Source organism: Granulicella sp. L46, assembly GCF_009765785.1.
Lineage (GTDB): Bacteria > Acidobacteriota > Terriglobia > Terriglobales > Acidobacteriaceae > Granulicella.
Genome location: NZ_LMUT01000012.1, coordinates 898,854 through 923,287, shown reverse-complemented (window position 1 = coordinate 923,287; position 24,434 = coordinate 898,854). Strand labels below are relative to the sequence as shown.

Here is a 24,434-nt window from a genome sequence, read left to right as displayed (position 1 = left end):
CGCTCCATGGTCAGTAGACATGAACCAAAGCTCGTGCTGATGTACGGCGCCAGTGAAACAGTCAGTTGGGCGAAAATCGCTAACCGACCTCTAGCCTTAGACGACCCGATTTCACTTGGTAAGACGACATTCGCCTCCGTTCCACATCCACAGACCTTCGGGCGCAGAAGAGAGGACTGGATTCATTTAGGTTTGCGGCTCCGGCGGATGATGACCAATCTCTCTTAGCCAAACTGGTTACTGAAGCGCGGCGGCGTCCTTATAGCAAACCGTCTTGAACAAGTCCGCGATAGGTGTACCGGGCTGCACATGTTTCAGTGCGCCGTCAATCTGGTAAAGCCACACCTTACAAGTTCCATCAATTTTCATGCCGTTGAACAGGGCATAAAAGCTGTTTGCTCCTCGAACGCCATACTTCACCGATATTTCGCGTCCATCTACAGTGAACTTGCGTTCTGGTGTGAACGTCACCGTCACACGTCGAGGTCTGTGGTTTGGGCCTTCTACAATCAGCTCACATTCAACCATGCCTAACTGCCCCCAGCCCTTGTCGATGAAATGGAAGTAGCACCCTCTCCCATCAAATTTGTCCGAATGCTCTCCCGCATGAACCGACACTGCCGGGGTTCCGTCTCCCCACAGAACACGGTCGATAGGAAAAGCTGTGCTGAGGGGGCCGATGTAGGGGTCAAAGGGCAGTGACGTATTCACCGTGATTAGATCGCCCGAAAACAACAGGACGGGGTTACTAGGATCGCCATTTGAAAAAGACAGAACTGTGTGTCCGTTCATCTGAGCGATCACCAGGGCATCACATTTGACCGCTGGTGTGTTTTGGACAGCTGATAGGTCGCGGATGTCGGTCTGCGTTCCGTCGCAAGTGCCCTTGAACTGTAAGGGGAGATCGTTCTGGCCCCAGGTGGTTCCGGCAACGATCAGGAACAATACGGCAAAGAGGGTTTTCATTCCCGCGCTCAACTCTTGAAGTTCTCCAAACCGGGGATAATACTTCTCGAAACGCATTTGCAGCCATCTCCTCTACCGGGCAGGGTCCATTTGCCATTGATCAGCAGACCCTTTCCGATTTCAAATCGCTTTCCATTGGCGGCTTGGTGCGCGGCGTTTTGCTTTCGGTCGGCGTCCGTGGGATGGCTCGGGTTCACCATGCAAGGGGCATTCGCGTACATCCAAGATGCGTGAGTGATGCCAAGCTTCGACCGTTTTTCCTGCTCTGTGAGCGCACGGGCTTTGTTAAGCAATAGCCGGGTGATCTCGCCGGCGCGGCCCTTGGTCATTCCATTCAGCTTCAGGAGCACGTTGTACAGCTGCGGCATGTTTCCGCCCGCCTCGATCATGGCTAGTGCCGCGCCGTGTATTTCGCGAGCGTGCTCCTTCGGAACGTCTCCAAGCTCCTCGACACTCTTGCGAAGGTCGGCCTTTACCTTCTTTGTGACCAGTGATGCGTCAAACTTTACGGTAGGCATTATTGACCGGTTGTTGGCCGGGGCATCGGAAGGCGGTTCTTCCGGCTGTGGCTTCGTCGTCAATATGCGCTGTAGCCATGACATGCGCCTAATCTTACCCCTTGCATGACATTCGAGACAGGTACGCAGTGAAGCGTCCGCATTTTCAGCGGGCAACTTCTGGCTTGAATCTTTTGAAGGTTGCAAATTTAGGGCGTCACCGTAAGTGAATCAGATGATCTCGCCTGACACTCGACACCCGTGGCGAAATACCCTCCTCTACAGCGTCCGTCAAGGCGCTTCGCCCGCTGCGCGGCGCGCAAAATCGCGCGGCCTTGACCGACGCCTCCGCTCCGGGTGAGGCGCTGTCATGAGAAGAATGTCTTCTTCTCATGTGTCCAAAGACACATGAAATAGGCAACGGCGGGGAGCTATAGTGAGCTGGTGAAGTCAGCAAAGGCCAACGGGCGAATCCTTACGCCCCGCGCTGAATGGGTGAAAATGGGTAGAAACGGATATTTGCTATGATCGGATGCAAAACGGCTATAAATGGGTGAAAATGGGTATCAGCATGCAACGCATCACCAACATCACGATCACCCCCGAAATCCTTAAACTCATTGCCGAGATCGACGAGTTCAAGGGCCGCTGGACGGTCATTGAAACGCTCGCCCCGGAAAAACTCACCACGCTCCGGCGTATCGCCACCATTGAGAGCGTGGGGTCGTCCACCCGTATTGAGGGATCGAAGCTCAGCGATGCAGAGGTGGAGAAGCTGCTCTCCGGGCTGCATACCAAATCATTTGCAAGCCGCGACGAGGAGGAAGTCGCGGGCTATGCCGACGCGATGGACATGATTTTCGAGGGATACGAGGCTATCGCTTCGACCGAGAATCACATCAAGCAGCTCCACGGCGTCCTCCTCAAATACAGTTCCAAGGATCAGGACCATCGCGGCCAGTACAAGACCGTCACGAACCACGTCGAGGCGTTCGGACCTGACGGCAAGAGTCTGGGCGTTGTCTTCGAGACGGCGACCCCGTTTGAAACGCCGGGATGGATGAAAGACCTTGTCGATTGGTTTAACCGTGCAGTGGAGGAGGAGAGTCATCACCCTTTGATCCTGATTGGAATCTTCATTGTGGTGTTCCTCGCGATCCATCCATTCAAAGACGGCAATGGCAGGCTATCGCGTGTGCTTACGACCTTGCTGCTGCTGCGGGCCGGCTACGGCTATGTTCCCTACAGCTCTATGGAAGGCGTGGTTGAGCAGAACAAGGACAGCTATTACCTAGCCCTCCGGAGGACTCAGCAAACGATCCGCAAGGAAGAGCAGAACTGGGAAGCATGGTTGGTCTTTTTCCTAAAGACGATGGCGAAGCAGAAAGATAACCTCGCCGCAAAGGTGAAGGAGGAGCAGGCGCTCCGCTCATCCCTTCCCGCCCTTTCCCGCCAGGTACTGGAGCTGGCAAAGACGCGCGGCGAAGTCACCGTCAAAGAAATTGAGGACTCGAGCGGCGCAAACCGCAACACCATCAAAGTGCATGTTAAGAAGCTGGTCGAGCAACAATATTTGCGTCAGGTGGGGCAGGGACGCGGGGCACGCTACACGATCAAGTAGTTGCCGGGGTTGGTCTCAATAATCATGAATGCGAAGTCAAAAAGCATCACGAGAAGAAGCAGTTGATGGTGCAGACGGCCAGATTGTAGGGGCTTCCGACGATGGCAAGAGTGCGAATCATCTGTATCAGCGACACGCACGGACAACACGCCGGTCTCCGCGTGCCCGATGGCGACATCCTGATTCATGCGGGCGATTTCATGACCTATGGGAACGCGCCGCGCGAGATCATCGACTTCAACGCATGGCTCGGCCGGCAGCCTCATACGCACAAGATTGTCATCGCAGGAAATCATGATCGCTTGTTCGAGTCACACTCGATGCCAGCTCGCGCCCTCATCACAAATGGCGTCTATCTGGAGGACTCTGGGGTCGAAGTGGAAGGCCTTATGTTCTGGGGATCACCGGTGCAGCCGCCCTTCAACAACTGGGCTTTCAACGTGCAGCGTGGCGCGCCGATACGACGACATTGGGACAAAATCCCGATGGGGACAGATGTCCTGGTGACTCATGGCCCGCCCTTCGGAATTCTCGATCAATCCCGCCCAATGACCGACCATTTGGGTTGCGAAGAGTTGGCAGAAGTCGTGGAGAAGGTCGCGCCCAGGTTGCATCTCTTCGGGCATATCCATGGAGGACACGGGCGTGTGCGTGGTAGCAATGGATGCGAATTCGTGAATGGTTCTGTGCTGAATGAACACTACATGCTGGTGTATGAGCCGCAGATCGTCGACTTGGAGATTTGATTCCTGGCCGATAACGGCTGTAGCGGGCCCGATTATCCATGCAATATGAAAACTTCCTTTTCGATTTGCATGGTTTAAGCGTCCATACAGAGCGATCGGTGTGCTTCCGTCTCAGAGCAAGACTTCTACGCTGCTTCGCAGCGGGTGTAATGCTGACACGTCATCCCCAATAGGGAACTGCGAAGCTCCCCAAAGTTTACGATTGATAACGTTTTTGCTTTCAATTAGTTGGAAGTTTTACGTTTCCGGCCGTAAACGCCGTTGCAGTGAACAACATTTCTCGTCAGCGACGGTGTTTGCAGAAACCGGTTGTGCGGTGGAAGCATCCAAGCGCTTCAAGGGACTATCTGTTCCAGGTGGCAAACCGAATGCCCTCCGGTAACGACAAGTCGCAAGAAACTGCTGCGCCGTCGGCATCTACCGTCTCGGCTAATGAGACCTCCCGTGCAAGATCCATTGCCACGCGCCTTACCGACGCGGAGTTCGGTGAGGTTGAGGCAGCAGCTGCTGACGCCGGTAAGAAGGTGGCGGAATGGCTACGCGAGGCGGCGCTTGCCCACGCCCGCGCGGGTGCTGGTGCAGAGGAGCAAACCGATCCGATCCTACTGGCTGAGATTATGGGGATGCGGTCGCTCATGCTGAATCTGTTCGCCAGAGCGTCGGAAGGTCCACTAACGACCGACGATCTACGCAAGATGTCAGCCTATTCGGACTCTATTAAGGAGCAGAGGGCGCAGGATTACATGGCGCAGAGGCGTCGCCGGAACAGTCTCAACACCACGGACAATCCGTAATGAAACTCTCCCGCATTCGGTTTGCCTTTCCCTGGCGGATCGCGCTGATCCTGGTACTCCTTCCATGCCTCCCACTAGTTGGCTTCTGGGCTTGGTTGCGGTGGGAAGTTCCGCCACTACAACGGTATTATCTGATCGCATATTGGCACAGTTCCGAACACGCAAATCAGCCTGATGCCAAGACTCAAATCCGCTGGCTCATGGAAACGGCTCCCGGGCGTAAGAGACAGTGGCTGTTCGCCCCCGATGTCACCGAGGGAAGCGAGAGTGAACTCCCTTTGGAACTCTCGTCTTTTGCTCTTGAACAAGGATGGACGGGCATAGAAAGAACCGCAGTCGAAAGCGTGGATTCCACCGAGGTCGAAATGCTCCTGCGTGAAGATTTTTATGACGGCAAAAGTTTCCGCCGACTCGTCAATGAACCGCTACTCTATGGTGTCGCGGCTTGGCTGATCGTCGCCTATTTGACATTCGTGATGAGAGGGGACATCGGGTACGAATGGAGACAGCTTCGACGCGCGGTTACGGAGCCCCAATGGTTATCGAATTATGGAAGGGATTGGACCGAGAGTCGAGATGGGATTGTCGCTCGAATCCGGTTGCGAATTGTCCACTGGATTAGGGAGCAGAAGACAGAGCTTGAGTGGCCGAGTTTTGGACCTGCAATCAGTCGCAGATTCGGTCTCAAGAAGTTGCCAAATCCAGAAACGCTTCGTGGGAGTGACCGACAGGCATCGACTCAAGCTCGCGGCGAGGTTTCTACTACACGGCAACTGGCTACTCCACCCCCTTCGCACTCCCCAAAAGCACCGTCTCAGCGACGTACTATCTTCCCCGGATCGTCTGCATCTGATGCTGCGCATTCGCAATCAGAACCGTGGGATGAATCGAGATGGATTGATTGACGAAGAGACTTCCGATGCCTCTGTGTATTCGATTTAAGATCTCCCACCAAGTTCGCATCTCTTTGCTCAACTTCGAGCAGCATCGATGACCCTCACGTTTATCTCCCTTCTACTCATCTCAAAGGACTGCTTGACGAGAGCTATTTGAGAGGCTGAATGTCCGCGTCTTGAGCATGGAATATACCAGTTAGAACTCGCGAGGAAGGTCTTGTTTGAGACTGTTCTCAAGCAACGTATCGAGCCTCCATTGAGTCGGCTATAAGTGTGGAATTAGTCGATTAATTGCCACTCAAATTACCGGTCGATTACTCCGCTAATAGCTTTGCTTAAGATAGAAAGAACCAATAGCCATAGGTGTTTTGTAGATCATGAGCCGAAAAATATTTCTACAATAACGGCCCACTTATCCACAAATCTCGGCTACGATGTGAACCAAGACAGTAACTATCTGCTGTTTCGCGGGCCAAGGTATGCTGACTATCTCTAAATCGCTGTCTGCTGGACAAGCACGGACGTATCACGCGCGTGAGTTCACCTCTGAACGACAGAACTACTGGAGCCGCGATCAGCAAGGGCATAGCGAGTGGCAAGGAAGCCTCGCAAAGGAGTGGGGCTTGCGCGGCCAAGTAGGGGCTGAGGAGTTTGCTCGTTTGAGCGAAGGACGGCACCCAGCGAACGATGCGCAGCTCGTCAAGCACCAGCCTGCCAGGACCTACGAGAATCAGTACGGCAAGCAGATCACCAGTTCAGAACACCGTGCAGGATGGGATGCGACGTTCTCCGCACCCAAGTCTGTTTCGCTTACGGCCCTTGTGGGCGGCGATGATCGCGTGCGCGAAGCGCATCGCGAAAGTGTTCGTGTAGCGTTACAGGAGTTGGAGCGGTATACGCAGGCTCGCATTGGAAACGTCCATGCGCCGGAGACAACGGGCAAGTTCATCGCCGCTACCTTCGAGCATGACACTGCTCGTCCTGTAGACGGATATGCTGCGCCCCAGCTTCACACACACGCGGTCGTTTTCAATGTGACCGAGCGAGACAATGGACAGACGCGCGCATTGCAAGAGCGCAGTCTCTTCCAGTCGCAACAGTATGCGACAACCGTATACCGATCCGAGCTTGCAATGAAGTTGCAGGGCCTTGGCTACGAGATTGAACGCGGCAAGCATGGGCAGCCTGAGATCAAGGGCTATTCGCAAGAGTATTTGGAAGCATCGAGTCCACGTCGTGTGCAGATCAAAGAACACCTACAGGAAATTGGAAGAGAGGGCGCAGGCGCGGCACAAGTAGCCGCTCACCGCACACGCGACAGCAAGGAGATTCATTCACCCGAAGAAGTCTTGAAGCAGCACCGTGAACTTGCAGCGAGGTTCGGCCATCAAGCAGATCGTGTCGTTGCAATGGCACTGGAGCCCCGCCATGAAGTGCAACCGGAAAAGACGGCGCAACAGTCGGTGACGTATTCACGCAATCACGTCTTTGAACGCTTTGCTGTTCAGGACGAGCGTGCAATCCTGCAAGCGGCGATAGACCGCAGCATGGGCCACGCTTCCTACAGCCAGGTGCGAAAGGAGTTCGAGCAGCGAGTGACCAAAGGTGAGTTCCGAGCGATTGAGCGGACGGATGGCCGGGCAGCGCCGCTGTATACGACTGCCGAGATGATGCGGATGGAGCGGGAGACCGTCGGTCACATGCAGCGCGGCAATCAGCGCGGCTACGACGATCCAATGCTGGTATCGCCGCAGTTGCGAATCTGGACAGAAGATCGCCATCCTGAATTGAACCGTTCACAACGCCAAGCGGTCGATGAGATATTCCTGAGCCGCGAGAAGATCGTCGGCTTGGATGGTGTCGCAGGCGCAGGCAAAACGACGACGCTATCCGTTGTCCGAGAAGGCGCTGAAGCCCAGGGCTACAAGGTGGAAGGATTCGCGCCGACATCTCGCGCGGCGCACAAGTTGGCTGAGGCGGGTATGGAGACCTCGACTCTCCAGCGTCAACTTGCGAAAGGGACGCAGACCGACACTGGAGAGAAACGCTTGTACGTGCTCGATGAATCCTCGCTTGCCTCCACGCGCCAGATGCACGAGTTCATCGAACGTCTCCATCGGAATGATCGCGTGTTGTTAGTAGGAGACAGCCGTCAACATGAGGCCGTCGAAGCAGGGCGTCCGTTCGCGCAATTACAGGAAGCAGGGATGCGAACGGCGACATTGAATGACATCGTTCGGCAGCGCGATCCAGAGTTGAAACAGGTTGTCGAGCAGTTGGCGCGAGGGCAGGTAGAAGCCGCCGTCGAGAGTCTTGACCAGCAGGGCCGTGTACATCAGATAAAGGGACACGATGAGCGTGTAGCGGCTATTGCCCGGGAGTACGCCAAGTCTCCCAGCGGCACACTTGTCGTTTCGCCCGACAACCGTTCCCGTAGTGAGATCAATTTGCGGATACATGATGAGTTGCAATCGCGCGGGCTTGTGAGCATGCACGACCATGCCGTGCGGACGCTTGTTCCGCGCCAGGAAATGACCGGTGCAGATCGCAGTTGGGCACAGCAGTACCAGGTCAATGACATCTTGCGGTATTCGCGCACATCGAAGGAGACCGGCATCGAGAAAGGTGAATACTCCCGCGTCCTTGCTGTGAACTCTCAGGCGAACGCTTTGACGGTGGTACGAGGGAACGGGGAGCAGACCACCTATGACCCACGCCGCCAGGTTGGAGTATCTGTCTACCGTGAGGACGAGAAGAGGTTCGCCGTAGGAGATCGCATGCAGTTCACCGCGCCCAGCCAGGAACTGAAGATTGCCAATCGTGACTTGGCGACCGTCGAGAGTATCGGGCGGGATGGAACGATGCGGTTGCGGTTGGATGATGAGCGCAAAGTCGACTTCAATCCGCAGCAGCATCCGCATGTCGATCATGGGTATGCCGTCACCAGCTATTCAAGCCAGGGCCAGACGGCGGAGCGTGTGTTGGTCAATGTAGACACGGAGCTTGCGGCAAAGGATCTACTCAATAGCCGCATGGCATACGTCTCGATTTCGCGCGGTCAATTTGACGCGCAGATATTTACGGACAGTTTGGAGAAGCTGCCAAAGGCATTAGGGCATGATGTTTCGCACCAGAGTGCCTACAAGCCGGGACAGGCTGTTGCCCTTTCTGAGGCGAAGGTTGTGACGCCGAAGCGGAATGTCGAGGTGAGTATGGGATACGGTTTGAGCCTGTGAAGGCTAGATGCGATGTGAGGTCTGGAAATATAAGCAATCAGGTTTGTGAGTGCGGTCGAGAACGGGTTTGAAAAATTTGGAATAGGAGATTGAGCTATGGCGGCAGAGCACGTCATTGATTTCGACAGAGGGATAGGTAAGTCGTTATTAGGGAAAGACGCTGGTGCGCAATTCGAAGTTCATCGCCGGAAACCTCCACAACGCGCTACAGTGGCGACGGAAGACAAGCTGCTGGTGAGCCGCGAAGAGGCCGCGCAGCTTCTTTCCATTAGCCAACGTGCGCTCGACTATCTCGTGGCGTCGAAGCGATTGCTTACCAGGAGGATCGGGGGGCGAGTCCTGATTCCGATGGCGGACTTAAGGAAGTATGCTCGCTGCGACCATCCTGAACGAATCGTGAGTTGAATGCAGATGGCGCGCTATCGAGAAGGATGGTGGCGATAAGCTGAATTATCAGGACTGATAAACGTTAACTTTTCAAACCGAGCGATGCCAGTTCGGCTTCAGTTACGAAGTAGGCGTTGAACAATACTCCAAAGGGCGACTGCAGCGACTTGAATTGCGCCGCCTCTTGCTCAAAATCAGTCTTTTTTACAAGAGCGGTGAACCCGTCTGCGACTTCTAAGCAAGACCTGAATTTGTAGTCAGGCCATGTTTCGTTTGCACCTCTTTCTACCGAGTTGGCTTCGAGCCAGAAGGGCTCATAGAGCGAGCCGTCCGCAAGAAGGAACCAGAATTGGCCACCTAAACACGCATAACCCAAGTTAGGTCCATTCTGAAGCGCTGCGGGAAACGCATTCAACTCCCAGGCGTATTCGCCTTCGCGACAAATTGCTCCTTGAGAAAGGAGCGCTGGCAAAGGGTCAGATGTCTTCGAACTGCGCATGGATATATTGTATGACTCGGTCCGCGACTCCGACCAAAGTAACGGGCAGTGAAATGCTTTTCACAACAACGGGTAACTACCGTTTTGTTCAACGCAAGCCTTGGTTCGGAGCAGCACCACTCGATGAGGTCTTGAATGGCATGCTCGTACGTTCGTCGCGAGTTCATTAAAGGATGACTGTTGATGATCAGTTTGGCTTATCGACTGAAAGCACCTGTGTGACAACGAACAGCATGCAGCACCCCATATGGCCATAACCTCTCCATGCGGGGCTCTGCTGTGTGCCAGCAATCCCTTCGTAGCGGCCAAAAACGCGACCGCGCAAGGTCGCCTTCACCGTGTCTGACGCTCGTTGGGGTTTCGGGTGCTTCGGATGTAGACGAGCATCGAACTCTTGGAACTTCCCATCTTCAATTAGGCCCAATGGAATGCCGTTAACGACGAGCGGTTTGTCGCGAGTCGGTTTAGGTGAAAACCCACAGCAATACATAGTGTCCGTGGACCGACTGCCGCCGTATTCCATCCAGACTCCGGGACCGCTATCTGGCCAAGGACATTGAGAGTCCTCCACCATTGAATCTTCAAAACCGTGCGAAGCAACAGCAGTGAACTCGACTAACTTCTCTAGATATTTTTCTGGATGCGTTTTAATCTCGCACAGCGAGACACGGATAGGAACTTCTGGCGTCTGAGCCTCACTACGAGCGGGCGAGAAACCCATCATGAATCCAATCACGGTGATCCAGATTAATCGCATGGCTGTCAGTATACGTTTGAGTCCTGCAAGGATACGCCCCGACTCGTGTAGCGACTGCTTCTGGAAGCCGGCTATAGGGACTGGACGGCTCGGAATCCTGCATCTGTAGGGTGTATTTCCTTGAACCCGGTTTGTTCGAGCGTAATCTGAATTGCTTCAGTCAACACAACTCCTATGACCTCCAACACACTGTAGGGAGGGTCAGCGGAATAAGCTCCGTGGTGCAGGTCGATTGTGTCGAGTTGGCCAATTAATGAATGTTCGGGGGAGACCCCTTCGGGAGAGGTGAAGATCGTGATGCCCTTCAGATGGCTAGGCTCCGGATACTCTCGCCACAACTTCTCCACAGAAGCTCTATTAGACGGCGAATCGACGATCCAGACTGGAGCTCCTCGCGCAATGCTTTCCAATTGCTTACCGAATGCACGGTCAACAACCACAATCACTCGGTAGGGAGTAGCGTTCATTAAGAAACTATACCGCGTCCGTGGAATCAACCCTTGCATTAGTCCTGATAAACGCTCTTCTCGTCAGTAGATTCATCGCTGCCGTGAAGCCGACATATCGAGACTAATTGTCTGCTTCGATTTCTAAGGCATAGATCACACGTGATTAGCGCGAATCCGGTGCAGCACTGTCCAGCCGACAGGGAGTCCGATTACGATTTCTCCCATAACGGTCCGATAGACACTTGGAAGCGCACAAGAAGGATAAGAAGTGAAACATCCGCCTTGCATTTTTTGTGACAATGAATCGGGAAGCCCGGAGCACCTCTGGCCGGACTGGATGCATAACCTCGTCAAGTTCGCGCCAATCAACATGCAGGAGGCGGATGGCCCGATCCTGTTCGGGCAAGATCCCGAACAGACTATCGATACAGTTTGTGGAGACTGCAACCACGGCTGGATGAGTCAAATTGAACAGAAGAATGTTTCACGGCTCAAGCCTATGTTGCTCAATACTCCGATAACGCTTGACCCGGGCGGAATGAAAATCCTGACAGAGTGGGCGGTCCTCCGGGCGATGGTCGCGGAGTCCATCAAACCCCGAAACAACAACGAGAACTTTTATGCGCGCCAAGAACGTATTGCGTTTAAACATTCGTTAACGATTCCAGCGAGAACGCGAGTTTGGGTTGGCGCCCTCATCAATTCCAACCCAGACGAGTATCACATCGGTTGCCATGGCACCGACTACACAATAATGATCGACGGAGGGAAGACGCGTATTGGAACGGGGAGCGTCAGCACCATTTACGCGGGCAATTTCGTCTTTCAAACGGCGACGGAGCATCTCACTCCGCCCTACGTTTGCGAACAGGAGGCACTGATAACTCCTCCGTCAGGCCCGGCCGATGAAAGGCTAATGGAGATCTATCCGCAACGGCCCAAGCAACTCGATTGGCCGTCGGAGCCCTTTACAGAGAGCGGGCCGACCGGCGTCATCCTCGGGCTTTTTGGCCGGTGGCATATGGGTGAGAAAGTTTCCAAGGTCAAGAACGCGTAGCCAGAATCACGCTCGCTTCGCTGCCTGTCGCCCTGCTGCCGCAGGGTTATTTTCTCGGCAGCAAGGTCAGGGCTTGAGTGAGAGCTGAAACGAACGCGCAACTCGCCGCCCAAGCATTCAATTTCGAGATCAGCTTCAGCGCGGCATAGAAGGGTTGCACTCCAGCTATGTTCGAGCCATCGGGCATCTGGGTTCCGAGGGTCCCGAAGCCGGAATAGATTACAGGAACATTGATGAGTGCGGACCAGCCCCAGAAACCAGCCGCACCAAGGGCAAACACCACACTGACGATTGACAGGATCTTCATGACGGTAGCTTAACGCTTCAGAACAAAACCTGTTGTGGAACGACCAATCCACTGGCTTTAGTGGCCATGCCCCAAATTCCCTATGACTCTGCCGCGCTCAGCACGCGAGTAGATATCGATAAACGCGCTTATCGTCAGACGTCGTAGCAGTAGCAATAAGCCAACTTATGAGGACTTTCGGAACGCACAGCGCAGCTTTATGCTGTGGGTATGTCTTTTCCAAAAAGAATTCTCTTGCCGATTGCTTTCGCTCTGTCACATCTGGCCTTCTCTCAACTACCAGTCCCAACGCAAAAAGGAACGTACAGTGGCATGCCCTCATCCGGGGGGTATAACGCTCCGTCGACCTCGCTAATGCAGCTAATGGAACGCGATCACTCGATGAGCGAGGCGTTGATGACGTTCGCCAGTAACGGCAACAGGAATGCTTACAAGACCACCGTGTTCAAAGCTGCGGAAGGAGGAAACCTCGCCGCAGAATTGATTCTTGCCGAGCAGTACATTCCTGAACAATGCACCTTCGAGCCGAATCAAGACACACCTCATTGTGGCAAGAAGGGCGATGAGACCCCGCGTGTAATCTTTCGTTCGAATCCCCTCGGCATCGATGCTTCCTATGAGGAAGCGTGTCATTGGCTGGAGAAGGCCAGCGCGCAGGGTTCTGGCGAAGCAAGTGAAGTTTTAGCTCAACTCATTACGCGCATGCATGCCAATGGACACAGTACCCCTTACACCTCAGCGGATTCGGCTCGATTCCATGCGCTCGCAAGATCACAAGGCTTCGACGTCGAATCTATTTCGGTCACCTGTTACAAGTCTGTTCCCGGCGGCAGCGGAATCACGCTAGGCCGTTTACCCAGCCTTATCGTTGGAGCGCCGCCAGTGAATCCATTCAACCCAGAAGAGATTGAAGCTCTTAGTCAGGCCGGAATTAAAGGAGCCCTGCTCTACGGCGGAGGCTCAGGAAGCGGTGACTCTGTTTTGTTGATGAGGCCGGAAGGCAAAACAGTGAATGTGCGCATAATTTTGGACCATGATCCCGGCACCGAGATATTGTTACCACTGCCAGCTCATCATGATGTGATCTATGTTCAGCACGGTGATGAGTTTCTGGGTTTTCCGAGTGGCGGCAGGGTCTTACCGCGGTTCATCAATCTTTCTCCGCAAACAGCCGATACACCTCAGGTGTCTGTCTTCACTCAACTGATGGACGGTGGCCACTCAGGCGGATTCTGCACCCGGTTTCCATAGCTCACTTGAAATGCATCCATACTCCTGATAAACACTCTTCTCGTCACAGTAGGAAACTGACAGCCGCACATCGGATTTAGCATTCCAGCTGATTCGCAAAATTGACGGTGGATCAGAACTCTTGAGATTTAAGGTGTTGGATCGTTACGTTGCGCTCTGCGAACTAAGCGTATTACTGCCAGCTTCACATATCTCCCAACAGCCACCAAAACAGCCACTAGAAGATGGGCGCGAAAAGCTGATCTCGCCAGGTTTCTGTAAGCTATTCATTCTAAAGAGGAAATGGTGGACGCGGTAGGGATCGAACCTACGACCAGTCGATTAAGAGTCGAATGCTCTACCAGCTGAGCTACGCGTCCAGACCTTGAACCTTGCCGCAAGGCAAAGAGCGAACTACAGGAGATCGCCAAGGAATGCGCGGGAGAAACCCACCGCACATAAAAAGAATATCACGATCCGGCGCCACAGCACAGTGCCGGATCATGAGGAAATTCAGGCGTTCATACCGACAAATCAAGGCTAGCCGAGGAAGTCCACATGGGCCTTATTGGGGATAATCCCGCGCTCGTAGCCCATGTCCAGAATCTTGCGAATCGCCTCACGGCCATCATCGCCGTAGTTCAGCGTGCGCTCATTCACATACATGCCGACGAAACGATTCGCTAACGACGTGTCTAAATCCCGCGCGAACTGCATCGCATATTCCAATGCGGCTTCGCGGTGATCCAGCGCATGCTGAATACTCTCCCGCAGCGCGTTGGTTGTGATCGTCTGCACCTCAGAACCCAACGAGCGCCGAATCGCGTTGCCTCCGAGCGGTAGGGGAAGACCTGTCTGTTCATGCCACCAGACGCCCAGGTCGAGAATCTTCTTCAGCCCGTCTCGCGCATAGGTAAGCTGCCCTTCGTGAATGATCAAACCAGCATCGAACTCACCGGCCACAACCGCCGGAATAATCTTGTCGAACTCCACGGTAACCGTTTCGATCTCTGGTGCGAACAGCTTCAGTGTCAGGTACGCTGTCGTCAACGTTCCCGGTACCGCGATGCGAAGCTTCTTCACCTCGTCGAGCGTGTAACTCTTCGAAGCCACAATCATCGGCCCATAGCTGTCGCCCACCGAGCCACCGCACGCCATCAGCGTGTAGTTCTCCTGAATGTATGGATAGGCATGGAAGCTTATCGCCGTGACATCGTAGTACTGGTCCGTCATGGCGCGCTGATTCAGCGCCTCGATATCAGTAAGAGTATGGGTGAATTTGTACCCCGGTACGCGCACCTTGTTCGTTGCAAGCCCATAGAACATAAAGGCGTCATCGGAGTCGGGGCTGTGGGCAATCTTAATCTCGCGAACATCTGTTGCTGCAGTAGTCATGTGTTCCTTTGGTGCTTTGCTTGTTAGGAGGAGTACTCAAAGCTTGCTCCTGTAGTGGAGTCTGTACTAACGGTAATTAGATGCGGGGAGCGCGGGACAGGGTGCTGTACACGCCCGCCGCCACCAGGACCTTGATGAACTCTCCCGGAAGAAAGGGAGCGACGGCACCTACCCACGCCGCATAAAGAGTGTGGTGGGTATAGTGAACGAACCAGCCGGCGCCTGCCAAAAACAGAATGGCCATCGCCACGTTACCCGCCAGAAACGCAGCCACGAATCGCGCGGTGCGTCCCGTCAATCCGCGTGTCAGCCCACCCACGATTGCGGCCACCAGCGGATAGGCCATCAAAAAGCCACCCGTGGGGCCTAGCAGCTGCGCAAGCCCCCCTGGCCCTGTTGGGCTGAAGACCGGCAGTCCCATCGCGCCCTCCGCCAGGTAGGCCAGCATGGTCAGAAAGCCTCCAACCGGGCCAAACGCCAATCCAACTCCCAACACCGCGAGTGGCTGCAGCGTCAGTGGCACTGGAGTGAAAGGGAGGGGAAAGCTCACGTGCGCGGCTAAAGCCACGACAACCGTCGCGCCGAGTCCAAGCAGAATCCTGCCGGGAAGAGTCGTGGCAAAGTGGGCAAGGTTCGCCGCGCGGGAGGAAGGTAGGGTGACGGTTTGCATAGGTTCTCTCAAGTTTGAAGATGTGCAGCGTTGACTCGCGTTTTTCGATCTTTCTTTGCTCTTCTTCGACTACGGTTTACCCTTCGTATCCGTGGTCGCGTCCTGCTGCAACCTGCGGTGGGAGCGCCGGGCCTGTCGTACATGTCGTGCCATCGCAAACGAGGCCCAAAGCAGCGCTACCAAGGCCAGTATCGAAATGCAGAAGAGGACGCGCATCGGTCACCCTAAGGATAACAAAGCTGGCAGTGCGAAACGAACTTCGCCCTCCCCACGTGCATTTTGGAACTCCCCTGTCGACAAGTCTGGTTCCTTCCACAGCTTACCCTCCCAAAATCAACTCCGAATGCGCGATACTTCTAGTGAACGATCAGCCCGAAGACGCCCTGATGAGGCCCGAAGTTGCGAACCGCGCCACCCAAAACGAAGCTCACTGTCAAATTGCCCGAGCTCGCCGGAGCTGCGAAAGACCGCATCTATCTGTGGCGTCGCCGCGCTGCTACCTTCGCGACTGCCATTCTGGCGCTCGTTATGGCCTATGGAGTCATCTTCGGCCATAACGGTCTTACTGCCTTTGCCCACAAGCGCGAAGAGGCAAAGGTGCTCCAGGAGCAAATGCAGCAGCTTCAAAAGGAAAACGACCGCCTCCACGAGCACATCAACCACCTTCAGAGTGATCCCGACGCGATCGAGCACGAGGCTCGTGAAGAACTGCACTACACGCGTTCTGGAGAGGTTATTTACACCCTCCCCAATGCAAGCACTGACCCATCCAAATCCTCGCGTTCGCCCAATTCCTCCGCGAAATAATACATCCCCCCTGAAGGCGTCACCCTATTTTGCCGATAGCAGAACAGGAAATACCACCGCGAGTTGCGTCGTTGTATACATTTGCTCTTCTGCCATGCGTTGCCTCCGGTAGTCTCAACCATTGAGAGGCACTCAGCCCCGCGCAAGGTTGGTCGCCCTCTGCTGCTTTTCGCGCAGGAGTAAACTCATGCAGTCAAATCGAAATGCTTCTCCGAGGAATCCATGATCGTTGTCGATACCGAATACGTTGACCTTGCGACATCCACCGGACCGATGCGGACCCACATCGTTCGCCCGGCTGCACCCGGTCGTTACCCGGGCATTCTGCTCTTCTCAGAGATATTCCAGGTGACAGCGCCCATCCATCGCACCGCTGTCCAGTTGGCCGGCCACGGCTACATCGTCGCCGTTCCCGAGGTCTACCACGAGTACGAACCCGCCGGCACCGTCCTCAAATACGATCAGGAGGGCTCCGATCGCGGCAACGTCCTCAAAACCACTAAGCCCGTCCCAGCCTACGACGACGACGCCCGCGCCGCCCTCGCCCACCTCGCAGAACGCCCGGACTGCACTGGCCGTCTCGGCGTCATGGGCATCTGTATGGGAGGCCATCTCGCCTTCCGTGCCGCCATGAGCCCAAATGTTCACGGCGCCGTCTGTTTCTACGCCACCGACATCCACAAAGGCGGTCTCGGCGAGGGTATGAAGGACAACTCCATGGCCCGTGCCGGAGAAATCAAAGGCGAGCTACTGATGGTTTGGGGTCGGCAGGATCCGCATATTCCCACCGAAGGCCGCATGAAGGTCCTCGAACGTCTCAATGAAGTTGGAACCAGGCTAAACTGGCACGAAGTGAATGGCGCCCACGCCTTCCTCCGCGACGAAGGCGTCCGCTACGATCCCGACCTCGCCCGCTCCATGTTCGGTCTCGCGCTCGACCTCTTCCACCGCACGATTGCAGTAGGTGCCTGACCGCAGCCTTACTCGATATACTCCCGCAACCACGGATCCTTCGTGTGCGTCAGCTCCAGCGTCGTTCCATCGAAGACGATATGACCCTCGTTCAGCACCAGGAACTTAGTCCTGGGGTCAATCCCGTTGTCGGGTATCCGCTCGACGCGCTTTTCCTGCGGGTTAAACCGATGGGTCGCCAACGTGAAAGCATCCTGCAGCCGGTGCGTGATCAGCAGGCAGGTGGTCTGCGACACGTCGCGCTGCTTGATGACCAGTTCCATAATCGTCGTTGAGGTAATCGGATCCAATCCACCCGTCGGCGAGTCATACAAGATCAGGTCTGGCTTGCTGATGATGGCCCGCGCAATCGAGACCCGCCGCCGCATGCCACCGCTCAGCTCTGACGGAAACTTGTCGATCACCTGTTCCAGCTCCACGAATCGCAGCGCTTCCAGCACGCGCTCGCGAATCTCTTTCGGATCGACGTGTTCCTCTTCCAGCCGATACGCGACGTTATCTTCCACGTCCAGCGAATCGAACAGCGCACTCTCCTGGAAGACCATCCCTACATGGGCGCGCATCTCGAATAGCTCGTTCTCAGTCATGTCCTGCAAGGAGCGGCCAAACACCCGGATCTCGCCGCTGTCCGGCTCGATCAGACCGTTAGCCAGCTTCATCAGAACGCTCTTGCCGCCGCCCGCCGGCCCGAGCAGAATACGTGTCTCTCCATGCGCTACCGTGAAGCTAACATTGCTCAGAACTTCATGGCCGTCAAACCCGATCGACACATCGTCGAACTCGACAATGGGCTGGCCGCTGGCTACTAACTCCTTCATCTCGGGGCTCACGACCGTCTCAGCCATTGCCTACCTTCCGAAGATTCCGATCATCAACTGCGTCACCAGGAAGTCCACCAGAATAATGATCACAGAAGACGCCACCACCGCCTGCGTCGTCGACCGTCCCACACCCCTCGTTCCGCCCGTCGTCCTCAATCCGTAGTAGCAGCCAATCGTCGCAATGATGAAGCCCGAGAAGATTGGCTTCACCAACCCCTCGACCACATCGCCATGCTCAAGGGACATGTATCCGGTATGGAAAAATGTTGCCGCCTTCAACTTCAGCAAGGCAACTGAAACAAACGCGCCACCCGCGATGCCGCAAGCGTCCGAAATAATGGTCAGGAAGAACAGCATGAACACCGTGGCCACCAGCCTCGGCGTCACCAGCTTGCGGTAAGGATCAGTTCCCAGCGCGCGCATCGCGTCAATCTGCTCGGACACTTTCATTGAGCCCAGCTCGCTGGCCATTCCGGAGGCATTCCGCCCCGAAACCATCAGTCCAGTCAATACCGGCCCCAGTTCCTTCACCATCGAAAGAGTCACCAGCTCGCCGGTCATGTTCACGGCGCCAAACTCTTTCAGCGAAACCGCCGCCTGCAGTGCCAGCACGCATCCAGTAAAGAATCCCGTCAGCACCACAATCGGCAACGAACCCACGCCGATCGAATCCATCTGCGTAAAAATATCCGCCGTATACCGCGGCCGCGTGAAAATGTTCGCAACGGCGCGCCCGCAGAGCAGGGAATACTCTTGCACCGAAGCGACGATCGTCTTGGCGTAGGCCTCTGGAGAGATAAAGCTCATGCGAATGTGCTGCGCTCAGGGTATCAGATGCGGGTTCCCCCACCTCCGGTCGCACGATCCGCCACTTCGTCCCAGAGTCCAAGGGATGAGAAAATAGGGGGATGGCCTCAGCTCCAAATCAGATCGATGACCGCAAGGCCCCATGCCGAACCATGAGAGCCGCCGTCCTTCGCGGCCAGGAAGACCTCCGTATCGAGGATGTCCCCGTCCCTACCGCCGGTCCCGGTGAACTGGTTCTGCGCGTTGGCGCCGCCCTTACCTGCGGCACAGACCTCAAGGTCTATCGCCGTGGTTATCACGCCAGGATGCTGACCCCCGATCGCCTATTCGGTCACGAGGTCGCTGGAACTGTCGTCCAGGTCGGCGAAGGCGTCACCGCGTTCTCCCTCGGCGACCGCGTCATCCCGCTCAACTCCGCCCCCTGCGACGCCTGCTTCTTCTGTCGCAACAACCAGCAAAACCTCTGCGACGACCTCCTCTTCAACAACGGCGCCTACGCCGAGTTCATCCGTATCCCCGCGCGCATCGTCCAGAAGAACACCCTTCACATCCCCGACGCCATCCCCTTCGAGCATGCCGCCCTTACCGAACCACTCGCCTGCGTCGTCCGCGGCCTCGAAGAGTCGGGCGTTTCATTTTCGGCCGATTCCAACGCCGTTGACACCCAGACCGCCATTGTCCTCGGCGCCGGCCCCATCGGCCTCCTCTTCATCCACGCCGCCTCAATCCTCGGCCTCCACGTCATCGCTGTCGTCAAGCGCAAAGACCAGGTCGCCACCGCGCGCCACTTCGGCGCCGAGCAAGTCCTTCGCATCTCGGATGTCCCCGACCCCGTTGCTGCTGCTCGCGCTCTTACCCCCGAAGGCCGCGGCGCCGAGATCGTTTTCGAAGCCGTCGCCACCCCCGAAGCCTGGCAGTGGGCCGTGCAGATGGCGCGCAAAGGCGGCCTCGTTAACCTCTTTGGCGGCCCTCCCCGCGGCACTACTGTGTCTCTCGACACCAACCTCATCCACTACTCCGACCTCACCCTCAAGGCCAGCTTTCACCACACCCCTGCTGCCGCGCGCCGCGCCTTCGATCTCATCGCCACCGGCCGCTTCCATGCCGAGGACTTTCTCACCGGCACCGCGACCATCGAAGATCTCCCAAACGTCTTTCGCCGCATGCTCACGCGCCCTGCCGACGGCATCGCACCCGAGATCAAGACCGTAGTCTTCCCCAGCGCGGCCTCAGAACCCATGGCACAGGCCGCTAGGGAGGAGCACGCATGAACGCCTTCGCCAACACGGAGCCAACCCTCGCATCTCCGTTGGCCCTGGACGACCGCCTCCTTGGTGCGCCGCCCCTCTATCTCACCCCCGCCACACGTCCCTCGCTCGCAGAAGCCCAAACCTGGTGCAAGACCCTCACCACCACACACTACGAAAACTTCCACGTCGCGACATTCTTTCTTCCCACCGAGCTCCGCCCTCACTTCCACAGTGTCTACGCTTTCTGCCGCACCTCCGACGATCTAGGGGATGAGGTAGCCGATACGGCCACTGCCACGCGCCTCCTCGCCACCTGGCGCGCCATGCTTCACCAGTGCTTTACCAAACCCGAACTCTCGCGTCATCCTGTCTTCGTCGCCCTGCAACCCACCATCGCGCAGCGCAACCTCCCCATCCAACCCTTCGACGACCTAATCTCCGCCTTCGAGCAGGACCAGGTCTACACCCACCACGAATCCCTCGCCACCCTCGAGCAATACTCGCGCTACTCCGCCAACCCCGTCGGCCGCCTCGTCCTCCTCGTCAGTGGCTATCACTCCGAAGAACTAATGCAGCTATCCGACGAGATCTGCACCGGCCTCCAGCTAGCCAATTTCTATCAGGATGTCGTCGAAGACCGCGCTCGCGGCCGCCGCTACATCCCCGCCGACGCCATGCAGCGCTTCCACGTCACCGACGACCAGCTCATCGCGCGACACTTCGACGCCAACGTCCGCGCCATGATGCAGTTCCTCGTAGCCGACGCCCGCGCCCGCCTCACTCGCGGCCAGCGCATCACCACTCTCGTCGCTCCCGACCTCGCTTCCACCCTGCAACTCTTCATCAACGGCGGCTACGCCATCCTCGACGCCATCGCTGCCCAGGAGTACAACACCCTGCAGTCCCGCCCCGTAGTCACCAAATCCGCCAAGCTTCGTCTCCTCGCTGGCGCGCTCGTCGGAAAGCTCTCCGCATCGCTCAAGCCCTCCCACAAGGACACTCCCGCATGAGCGCTGCACAATCCCCCGAACTACTCGCGGCCTACACTGCCTGCCGCGCCATCGCCAAGCGCGAAGCCAAAAACTTCTACTACTCCTTCCGTGTCCTCCCGCAGCACAAATCCGACGCCATGTGCGCCGTCTACGCTTTCATGCGCAAAGCCGACGACCTCGCCGACGACGAATCCCTTTCCCTCGACGCTCGCCGCCAGGCCATGGCCACCTGGACCACAACCTGGCACGCCTCCCGCACCGCCCCCACCACCGACCCCATCTTCCTCGCCCTAAACGACACCCAGCAACGCTTCGCCATCTCGAACGAACTCCTCGAGCAGCTAGTCTCCGGCACCACCCTCGACCTCCAGCCCCAGCCCGGAGGCGTCCACACGCTCGAAATCCCCAGTCCTGCCGGCCCCCCTCGCACAGTCCAGATTTACGACAGCATCGCCGCATTGAATCACTACTGCTATCTCGTGGCGTCCGTCGTGGGCCTAGTCTGCATTCGCATCTTCGGCTACACCGACCGTCGAGCCGATCAACTTGCCATTGACACCGGCATTGCCTTCCAGCTCACCAACATCCTTCGCGACATCAAGGAAGACGCCGACCGCGGCCGCATCTACCTTCCCGCCGACATGCTCCGCGAATACGCCGTCACCCCTGAGCGTATCCTCGCCCTCGCTGCTGGCAGCCAACCAGGCACCCACGAGCTCGCTCTCCTCCGCGCGCTCGAACTCCATGCCCAGACCCTCTATCGCAGCGCCGGCCAACTCGTCCCGCTTCTCGACGCCGACGCCCGTCCCTCCATGCGCGTCCTCGTCCGCATCTATCACCGACTCCTCGACCGCATCGCTCAGGACCCCGCCGCCGTCTTCAAGCAGCGCGTCTCCGTCCCCACCTCCCAAAAGCTCGCCATCCTCTTCCTCGGCATCCTTCAATCCTTCAAAGCAAGGATCGTCGGATGAGCGAACATCCCACCCCCGACGTCCTCATTCTCGGCGCAGGCGCTGCCGGCCTCGCTGCAGCGGTAGCCCTTTCCGGCGCAGGCGCTAGAGTCTCCCTCCTTGAGCGCAAGCCTTTCGTCGGCGGCCGCGCCTACTCCTACCCGCACCCCGCCCTCGACGAAGTCATCGACTCCCAGCACGTTCTCCTCGGCTGCTGCACAAACCTAGTCGACCTCTGCAATCTCTCCGGCGCTAGCCAGCACATCCGCTGGTACGACACCATCACCTTCCTCGAACCCTCAACCCGTTCCACCCCCTCCCGCCGCTCCGACATCGCCCCCGGCTGGCTTCCATCCCCCGGACACTCCGCGTTTAGCTTCCTCCGCGCACCCATGCTCTCGCTGGCCGACAAATTCCGCATCGCCCTCGGCCTCCTCGACTTCCTCCGCTCCTATCCCACCGGCGACGACCAACCCTTCTCCGCCTGGCTCCAGCGCACGCGCCAAACCGAACGAGCCATCCGCCACTTCTGGGAGCCCATCATCGTCGGCACGCTCAACGACACATTCGATCGCTGTTCCACCCGCTACGCCGGCCAGGTCTTCCACGAGTCCTTCCTCAAATCCGCCGCCGGTGGCCGCCTCGGCATCCCTTCGCAGCCACTCTCTGACTTCTATGCCTCCGTCGCTCACCTGGCCGTTCAGCAGGGAACTAACCTCCACGCGCGCACCAGCATCGACAGCATCGACCATCTCCCCAGCGGCCTCTGGCAAGTCACTGCCTCCAACGGCGACCGCCACCACGCGCCCACTCTCCTCCTCGCCCTCCCCTTTGAGCAGACTGCCCGCCTCCTCGCCACGCTCCCCGAAACCTCTGCGCCGCGCCAGCGCATCGAGCCTTTGCTCTCCCACTTCACCCACGCCCCGATCACCACCGTTCACCTCTGGTTCGATCGCCCCGTCACCGACCTCGAGCACGCCGCCCTGCTCGACACCCGCATCCAGTGGATGTTCAACAAAACCCTCATCCGCCGCCTCGAAACAGCCGATGCACCCCAAGGCCAATATCTCGAGCTCGTCATCAGCGCCTCGTTCTCAGAACTCCGCCAGACCTCCGAACAGATTCTCGCCTTCGCTCTCGTCGAGCTCGCTCGCTTCTTCCCAACCGTCCGCGAGGCCAAGCTCCTCAAGTCCGGCGTCCTCAAGGAGGCCCGCGCCACCTTCTCCGTGACTCCCGGTCTCGACCGCTTTCGTCCCACCCCCGACGCGCCCGGGGACAACCTCTATCTCGCCGGCGATTGGACACTTTCCGGTTGGCCCTCCACCATGGAAGGCGCCGTCCGCAGTGGCCGTCTCGCTGCTGAAGCGATCGCACGCTCCACCGGCAATACCGCCACCTTCCTCACGCCGCCCCTACCCCCCGCCGGCCTCATGAAGCTTTTCAGTCGTTAGCGCGCCAGCAAGATCACACCCACCACCACGCACATTGTCGCCAGCCACCGCCGCCGATCCACCCTCTCGCGCAGGAAGAGCTTTGCTGCTACCGCATTGCCTATATACGTCAGGGCTCCAATCGCCGGGGCTGCCAAGGACAGCTCCGCGATGCTCAGTGCGAACAACATCGAGAAGAAGTTCAGCGCCATGCACAGTGCGCCAATCACAAATCGAGCATTCGTCAGAACGGCTGCAATTGTCCCCAACAAATTGCGCGTGGCGCGAATGTCATCGAGGTCTCCAAGCTGCCGCATACCCGAGGCGATCATCACCTCACCCACAACTGCCAGTGCTGCGACGAACGCGATCGCGCTCCACTGATGTACGAACGGCGAGAGCGTCATCGGCTCGCCCCTGCATCCATCTGGTCCAGCTCCGGATGTTCGGTCCGCGACGGCCCACCTGCCACAAATCCCACGGCACACACAATCAACCCAATCCCTAGCCAGCGCGAAACGGACAACTGCTCATGGAGCCAGTACCGCCCGATCAGCGCAATCACCACTGGCCCAAACGCCGTTGCGGGCATCACAAATGTCAGGTCTGCCCAGCTCAACGCCGTCGTATACGCGGCGAAGAACCCGATCAGGAACACGATCCCGATATCGACATACGGATTGAACAGCGCATGCCACAGCAGCCCAAGATGATGCAGATTCACCGCGCCCACCTGCCCCATTCCGCGCTTCAAAAACGAATCGCCAATCGACGCCGACAGCATAATCGCTACCAAAATCGCGTACTGAGATGGCTTAAGAACGTGTTTCAATCAGATCCCTTCCTTTGCCCCAAAGAGAAAGGCGGCTGGCAGAGTTCGCCAGCCGCCCTCAAATTC

The 24,434-nt window shown here is 57.1% G+C and carries 26 protein-coding genes and 1 tRNA gene; 15 read left to right on the top strand and 12 right to left on the bottom strand.

Annotated features, from left to right (window positions below; translation table 11 throughout):
- Positions 1 to 228 (top strand): hypothetical protein (locus GSQ80_RS23060; protein ID WP_216850313.1); only part of this gene is annotated, 228 nt, incomplete at its 5' end.
- 9 nt (positions 229 to 237) lie between these two features.
- On the opposite strand, the gene GSQ80_RS13380 is transcribed toward GSQ80_RS23060, so the two are convergent.
- Together GSQ80_RS13380 and GSQ80_RS13375 are read right to left on the bottom strand one after the other, a co-directional pair.
- Positions 238 to 1,023, bottom strand: a complete 786-nt coding sequence (locus GSQ80_RS13380; protein ID WP_158788096.1) for a hypothetical protein — start codon at positions 1,021 to 1,023, stop codon at positions 238 to 240.
- Entirely contained in the window at positions 975 to 1,568 is a 594-nt protein-coding gene (locus GSQ80_RS13375; protein ID WP_158788095.1) for a hypothetical protein, read from the bottom strand. The genes GSQ80_RS13380 and GSQ80_RS13375 overlap by 49 nt, the downstream gene beginning before the upstream one ends.
- Positions 1,569 to 1,995: 427 nt before the next feature.
- On the opposite strand from GSQ80_RS13375, the gene GSQ80_RS13370 reads away from it, so the two are divergent.
- From GSQ80_RS13370 to GSQ80_RS13345, 6 genes are all read left to right on the top strand, one after another.
- On the top strand, positions 1,996 to 3,084 hold the full coding sequence (locus GSQ80_RS13370; protein WP_216850312.1) for a Fic family protein: 1,089 nt from the start codon (positions 1,996 to 1,998) through the stop codon (positions 3,082 to 3,084).
- Between the two features lie 101 nt (positions 3,085 to 3,185).
- Positions 3,186 to 3,830 (top strand): metallophosphatase domain-containing protein, encoded by a 645-nt coding sequence (locus GSQ80_RS13365; protein WP_216850311.1) that lies wholly within the window; start codon positions 3,186 to 3,188, stop codon positions 3,828 to 3,830.
- Between the two features lie 368 nt (positions 3,831 to 4,198).
- Complete coding sequence (locus GSQ80_RS13360) at positions 4,199 to 4,624, top strand: hypothetical protein (protein WP_158788093.1); 426 nt, start codon at positions 4,199 to 4,201, stop codon at positions 4,622 to 4,624.
- On the top strand, positions 4,624 to 5,529 hold the full coding sequence (locus GSQ80_RS13355) for a hypothetical protein (protein ID WP_158788092.1): 906 nt from the start codon (positions 4,624 to 4,626) through the stop codon (positions 5,527 to 5,529). Before GSQ80_RS13360 ends, GSQ80_RS13355 begins: the two co-directional genes overlap by 1 nt.
- Positions 5,530 to 5,999: 470 nt before the next feature.
- On the top strand, positions 6,000 to 8,756 hold the full coding sequence (gene mobF / locus GSQ80_RS13350) for a MobF family relaxase (protein ID WP_158788091.1): 2,757 nt from the start codon (positions 6,000 to 6,002) through the stop codon (positions 8,754 to 8,756).
- Positions 8,757 to 8,852: 96 nt separating this feature from the next.
- Positions 8,853 to 9,161: a helix-turn-helix domain-containing protein gene (locus GSQ80_RS13345; RefSeq protein ID WP_158788090.1), complete on the top strand. Its 309-nt coding sequence runs from the start codon at positions 8,853 to 8,855 to the stop codon at positions 9,159 to 9,161.
- A 64-nt stretch (positions 9,162 to 9,225) separates the two neighbouring features.
- Here GSQ80_RS13345 and GSQ80_RS13340 read toward each other — a convergent pair whose 3' ends face one another.
- Positions 9,226 to 9,642 (bottom strand): hypothetical protein, encoded by a 417-nt coding sequence (locus GSQ80_RS13340; RefSeq protein WP_158788089.1) that lies wholly within the window; start codon positions 9,640 to 9,642, stop codon positions 9,226 to 9,228.
- Positions 9,643 to 9,829: 187 nt separating this feature from the next.
- Positions 9,830 to 10,399 carry a hypothetical protein gene (locus GSQ80_RS13335; RefSeq protein ID WP_158788088.1) on the bottom strand — a complete coding sequence of 190 codons (570 nt, stop codon included), beginning with the start codon at positions 10,397 to 10,399 and terminating at the stop codon, positions 9,830 to 9,832.
- Between the two features lie 717 nt (positions 10,400 to 11,116).
- Here GSQ80_RS13335 and GSQ80_RS13330 point away from each other — a divergent pair.
- Positions 11,117 to 11,905, top strand: coding sequence for a hypothetical protein (locus tag GSQ80_RS13330; RefSeq protein WP_158788087.1), 789 nt, complete (start codon positions 11,117 to 11,119; stop codon positions 11,903 to 11,905).
- 46 nt (positions 11,906 to 11,951) lie between these two features.
- On the opposite strand, the gene GSQ80_RS13325 is transcribed toward GSQ80_RS13330, so the two are convergent.
- Positions 11,952 to 12,212 carry a hypothetical protein gene (locus GSQ80_RS13325; protein ID WP_158788086.1) on the bottom strand — a complete coding sequence of 87 codons (261 nt, stop codon included), beginning with the start codon at positions 12,210 to 12,212 and terminating at the stop codon, positions 11,952 to 11,954.
- 381 nt (positions 12,213 to 12,593) lie between these two features.
- On the opposite strand from GSQ80_RS13325, the gene GSQ80_RS13320 reads away from it, so the two are divergent.
- Positions 12,594 to 13,463 carry a hypothetical protein gene (locus tag GSQ80_RS13320; RefSeq protein ID WP_158788085.1) on the top strand — a complete coding sequence of 290 codons (870 nt, stop codon included), beginning with the start codon at positions 12,594 to 12,596 and terminating at the stop codon, positions 13,461 to 13,463.
- A gap of 283 nt (positions 13,464 to 13,746) precedes the next feature.
- Here the strand turns inward: GSQ80_RS13320 and GSQ80_RS13315 are convergent.
- From GSQ80_RS13315 to GSQ80_RS13305, 3 genes are all read right to left on the bottom strand, one after another.
- A tRNA-Lys gene (locus GSQ80_RS13315) sits at positions 13,747 to 13,822 on the bottom strand.
- 160 nt (positions 13,823 to 13,982) lie between these two features.
- On the bottom strand, positions 13,983 to 14,837 hold the full coding sequence (locus tag GSQ80_RS13310) for a menaquinone biosynthesis family protein (RefSeq protein WP_158788084.1): 855 nt from the start codon (positions 14,835 to 14,837) through the stop codon (positions 13,983 to 13,985).
- 76 nt (positions 14,838 to 14,913) lie between these two features.
- Positions 14,914 to 15,507 carry a biotin transporter BioY gene (locus GSQ80_RS13305; RefSeq protein WP_158788083.1) on the bottom strand — a complete coding sequence of 198 codons (594 nt, stop codon included), beginning with the start codon at positions 15,505 to 15,507 and terminating at the stop codon, positions 14,914 to 14,916.
- Between the two features lie 399 nt (positions 15,508 to 15,906).
- Here GSQ80_RS13305 and GSQ80_RS13300 point away from each other — a divergent pair, with 399 nt between their 5' ends.
- Both GSQ80_RS13300 and GSQ80_RS13295 read left to right on the top strand, forming a co-directional pair.
- Positions 15,907 to 16,314 (top strand): septum formation initiator family protein, encoded by a 408-nt coding sequence (locus GSQ80_RS13300; protein ID WP_254059625.1) that lies wholly within the window; start codon positions 15,907 to 15,909, stop codon positions 16,312 to 16,314.
- Between the two features lie 222 nt (positions 16,315 to 16,536).
- On the top strand, positions 16,537 to 17,286 hold the full coding sequence (locus GSQ80_RS13295) for a dienelactone hydrolase family protein (RefSeq protein ID WP_158788082.1): 750 nt from the start codon (positions 16,537 to 16,539) through the stop codon (positions 17,284 to 17,286).
- 8 nt (positions 17,287 to 17,294) lie between these two features.
- Here the strand turns inward: GSQ80_RS13295 and GSQ80_RS13290 are convergent, their stop codons facing one another.
- Both GSQ80_RS13290 and GSQ80_RS13285 read right to left on the bottom strand, forming a co-directional pair.
- Positions 17,295 to 18,131, bottom strand: a complete 837-nt coding sequence (locus tag GSQ80_RS13290) for an ABC transporter ATP-binding protein (protein ID WP_158788081.1) — start codon at positions 18,129 to 18,131, stop codon at positions 17,295 to 17,297.
- Between the two features lie 3 nt (positions 18,132 to 18,134).
- Positions 18,135 to 18,914 carry an ABC transporter permease gene (locus GSQ80_RS13285; protein WP_158788080.1) on the bottom strand — a complete coding sequence of 260 codons (780 nt, stop codon included), beginning with the start codon at positions 18,912 to 18,914 and terminating at the stop codon, positions 18,135 to 18,137.
- 152 nt (positions 18,915 to 19,066) lie between these two features.
- On the opposite strand from GSQ80_RS13285, the gene GSQ80_RS13280 reads away from it, so the two are divergent.
- Genes GSQ80_RS13280 through hpnE form a run of 4 tightly spaced genes read left to right on the top strand, consistent with a single transcriptional unit; the run spans position 19,067 to position 23,557 of the window.
- Positions 19,067 to 20,185: a zinc-binding dehydrogenase gene (locus GSQ80_RS13280; protein WP_158788706.1), complete on the top strand. Its 1,119-nt coding sequence runs from the start codon at positions 19,067 to 19,069 to the stop codon at positions 20,183 to 20,185.
- Positions 20,182 to 21,174, top strand: a complete 993-nt coding sequence (gene hpnC / locus GSQ80_RS13275; protein ID WP_158788079.1) for a squalene synthase HpnC — start codon at positions 20,182 to 20,184, stop codon at positions 21,172 to 21,174. Before GSQ80_RS13280 ends, hpnC begins: the two co-directional genes overlap by 4 nt.
- On the top strand, positions 21,171 to 22,127 hold the full coding sequence (locus tag GSQ80_RS13270) for a phytoene/squalene synthase family protein (protein ID WP_158788078.1): 957 nt from the start codon (positions 21,171 to 21,173) through the stop codon (positions 22,125 to 22,127). The genes hpnC and GSQ80_RS13270 overlap by 4 nt, the downstream gene beginning before the upstream one ends.
- Complete coding sequence (gene hpnE / locus GSQ80_RS13265) at positions 22,124 to 23,557, top strand: hydroxysqualene dehydroxylase HpnE (protein WP_158788077.1); 1,434 nt, start codon at positions 22,124 to 22,126, stop codon at positions 23,555 to 23,557. Before GSQ80_RS13270 ends, hpnE begins: the two co-directional genes overlap by 4 nt.
- Here hpnE and GSQ80_RS13260 read toward each other — a convergent pair.
- Both GSQ80_RS13260 and GSQ80_RS13255 read right to left on the bottom strand, forming a co-directional pair.
- On the bottom strand, positions 23,554 to 23,943 hold the full coding sequence (locus GSQ80_RS13260; RefSeq protein WP_158788076.1) for an EamA family transporter: 390 nt from the start codon (positions 23,941 to 23,943) through the stop codon (positions 23,554 to 23,556). The two genes, hpnE and GSQ80_RS13260, sit on opposite strands and share 4 nt — an antisense overlap.
- Complete coding sequence (locus GSQ80_RS13255; RefSeq protein WP_158788075.1) at positions 23,940 to 24,368, bottom strand: DMT family transporter; 429 nt, start codon at positions 24,366 to 24,368, stop codon at positions 23,940 to 23,942. Before GSQ80_RS13255 ends, GSQ80_RS13260 begins: the two co-directional genes overlap by 4 nt.
- Positions 24,369 to 24,434: the final 66 nt, after the last annotated feature.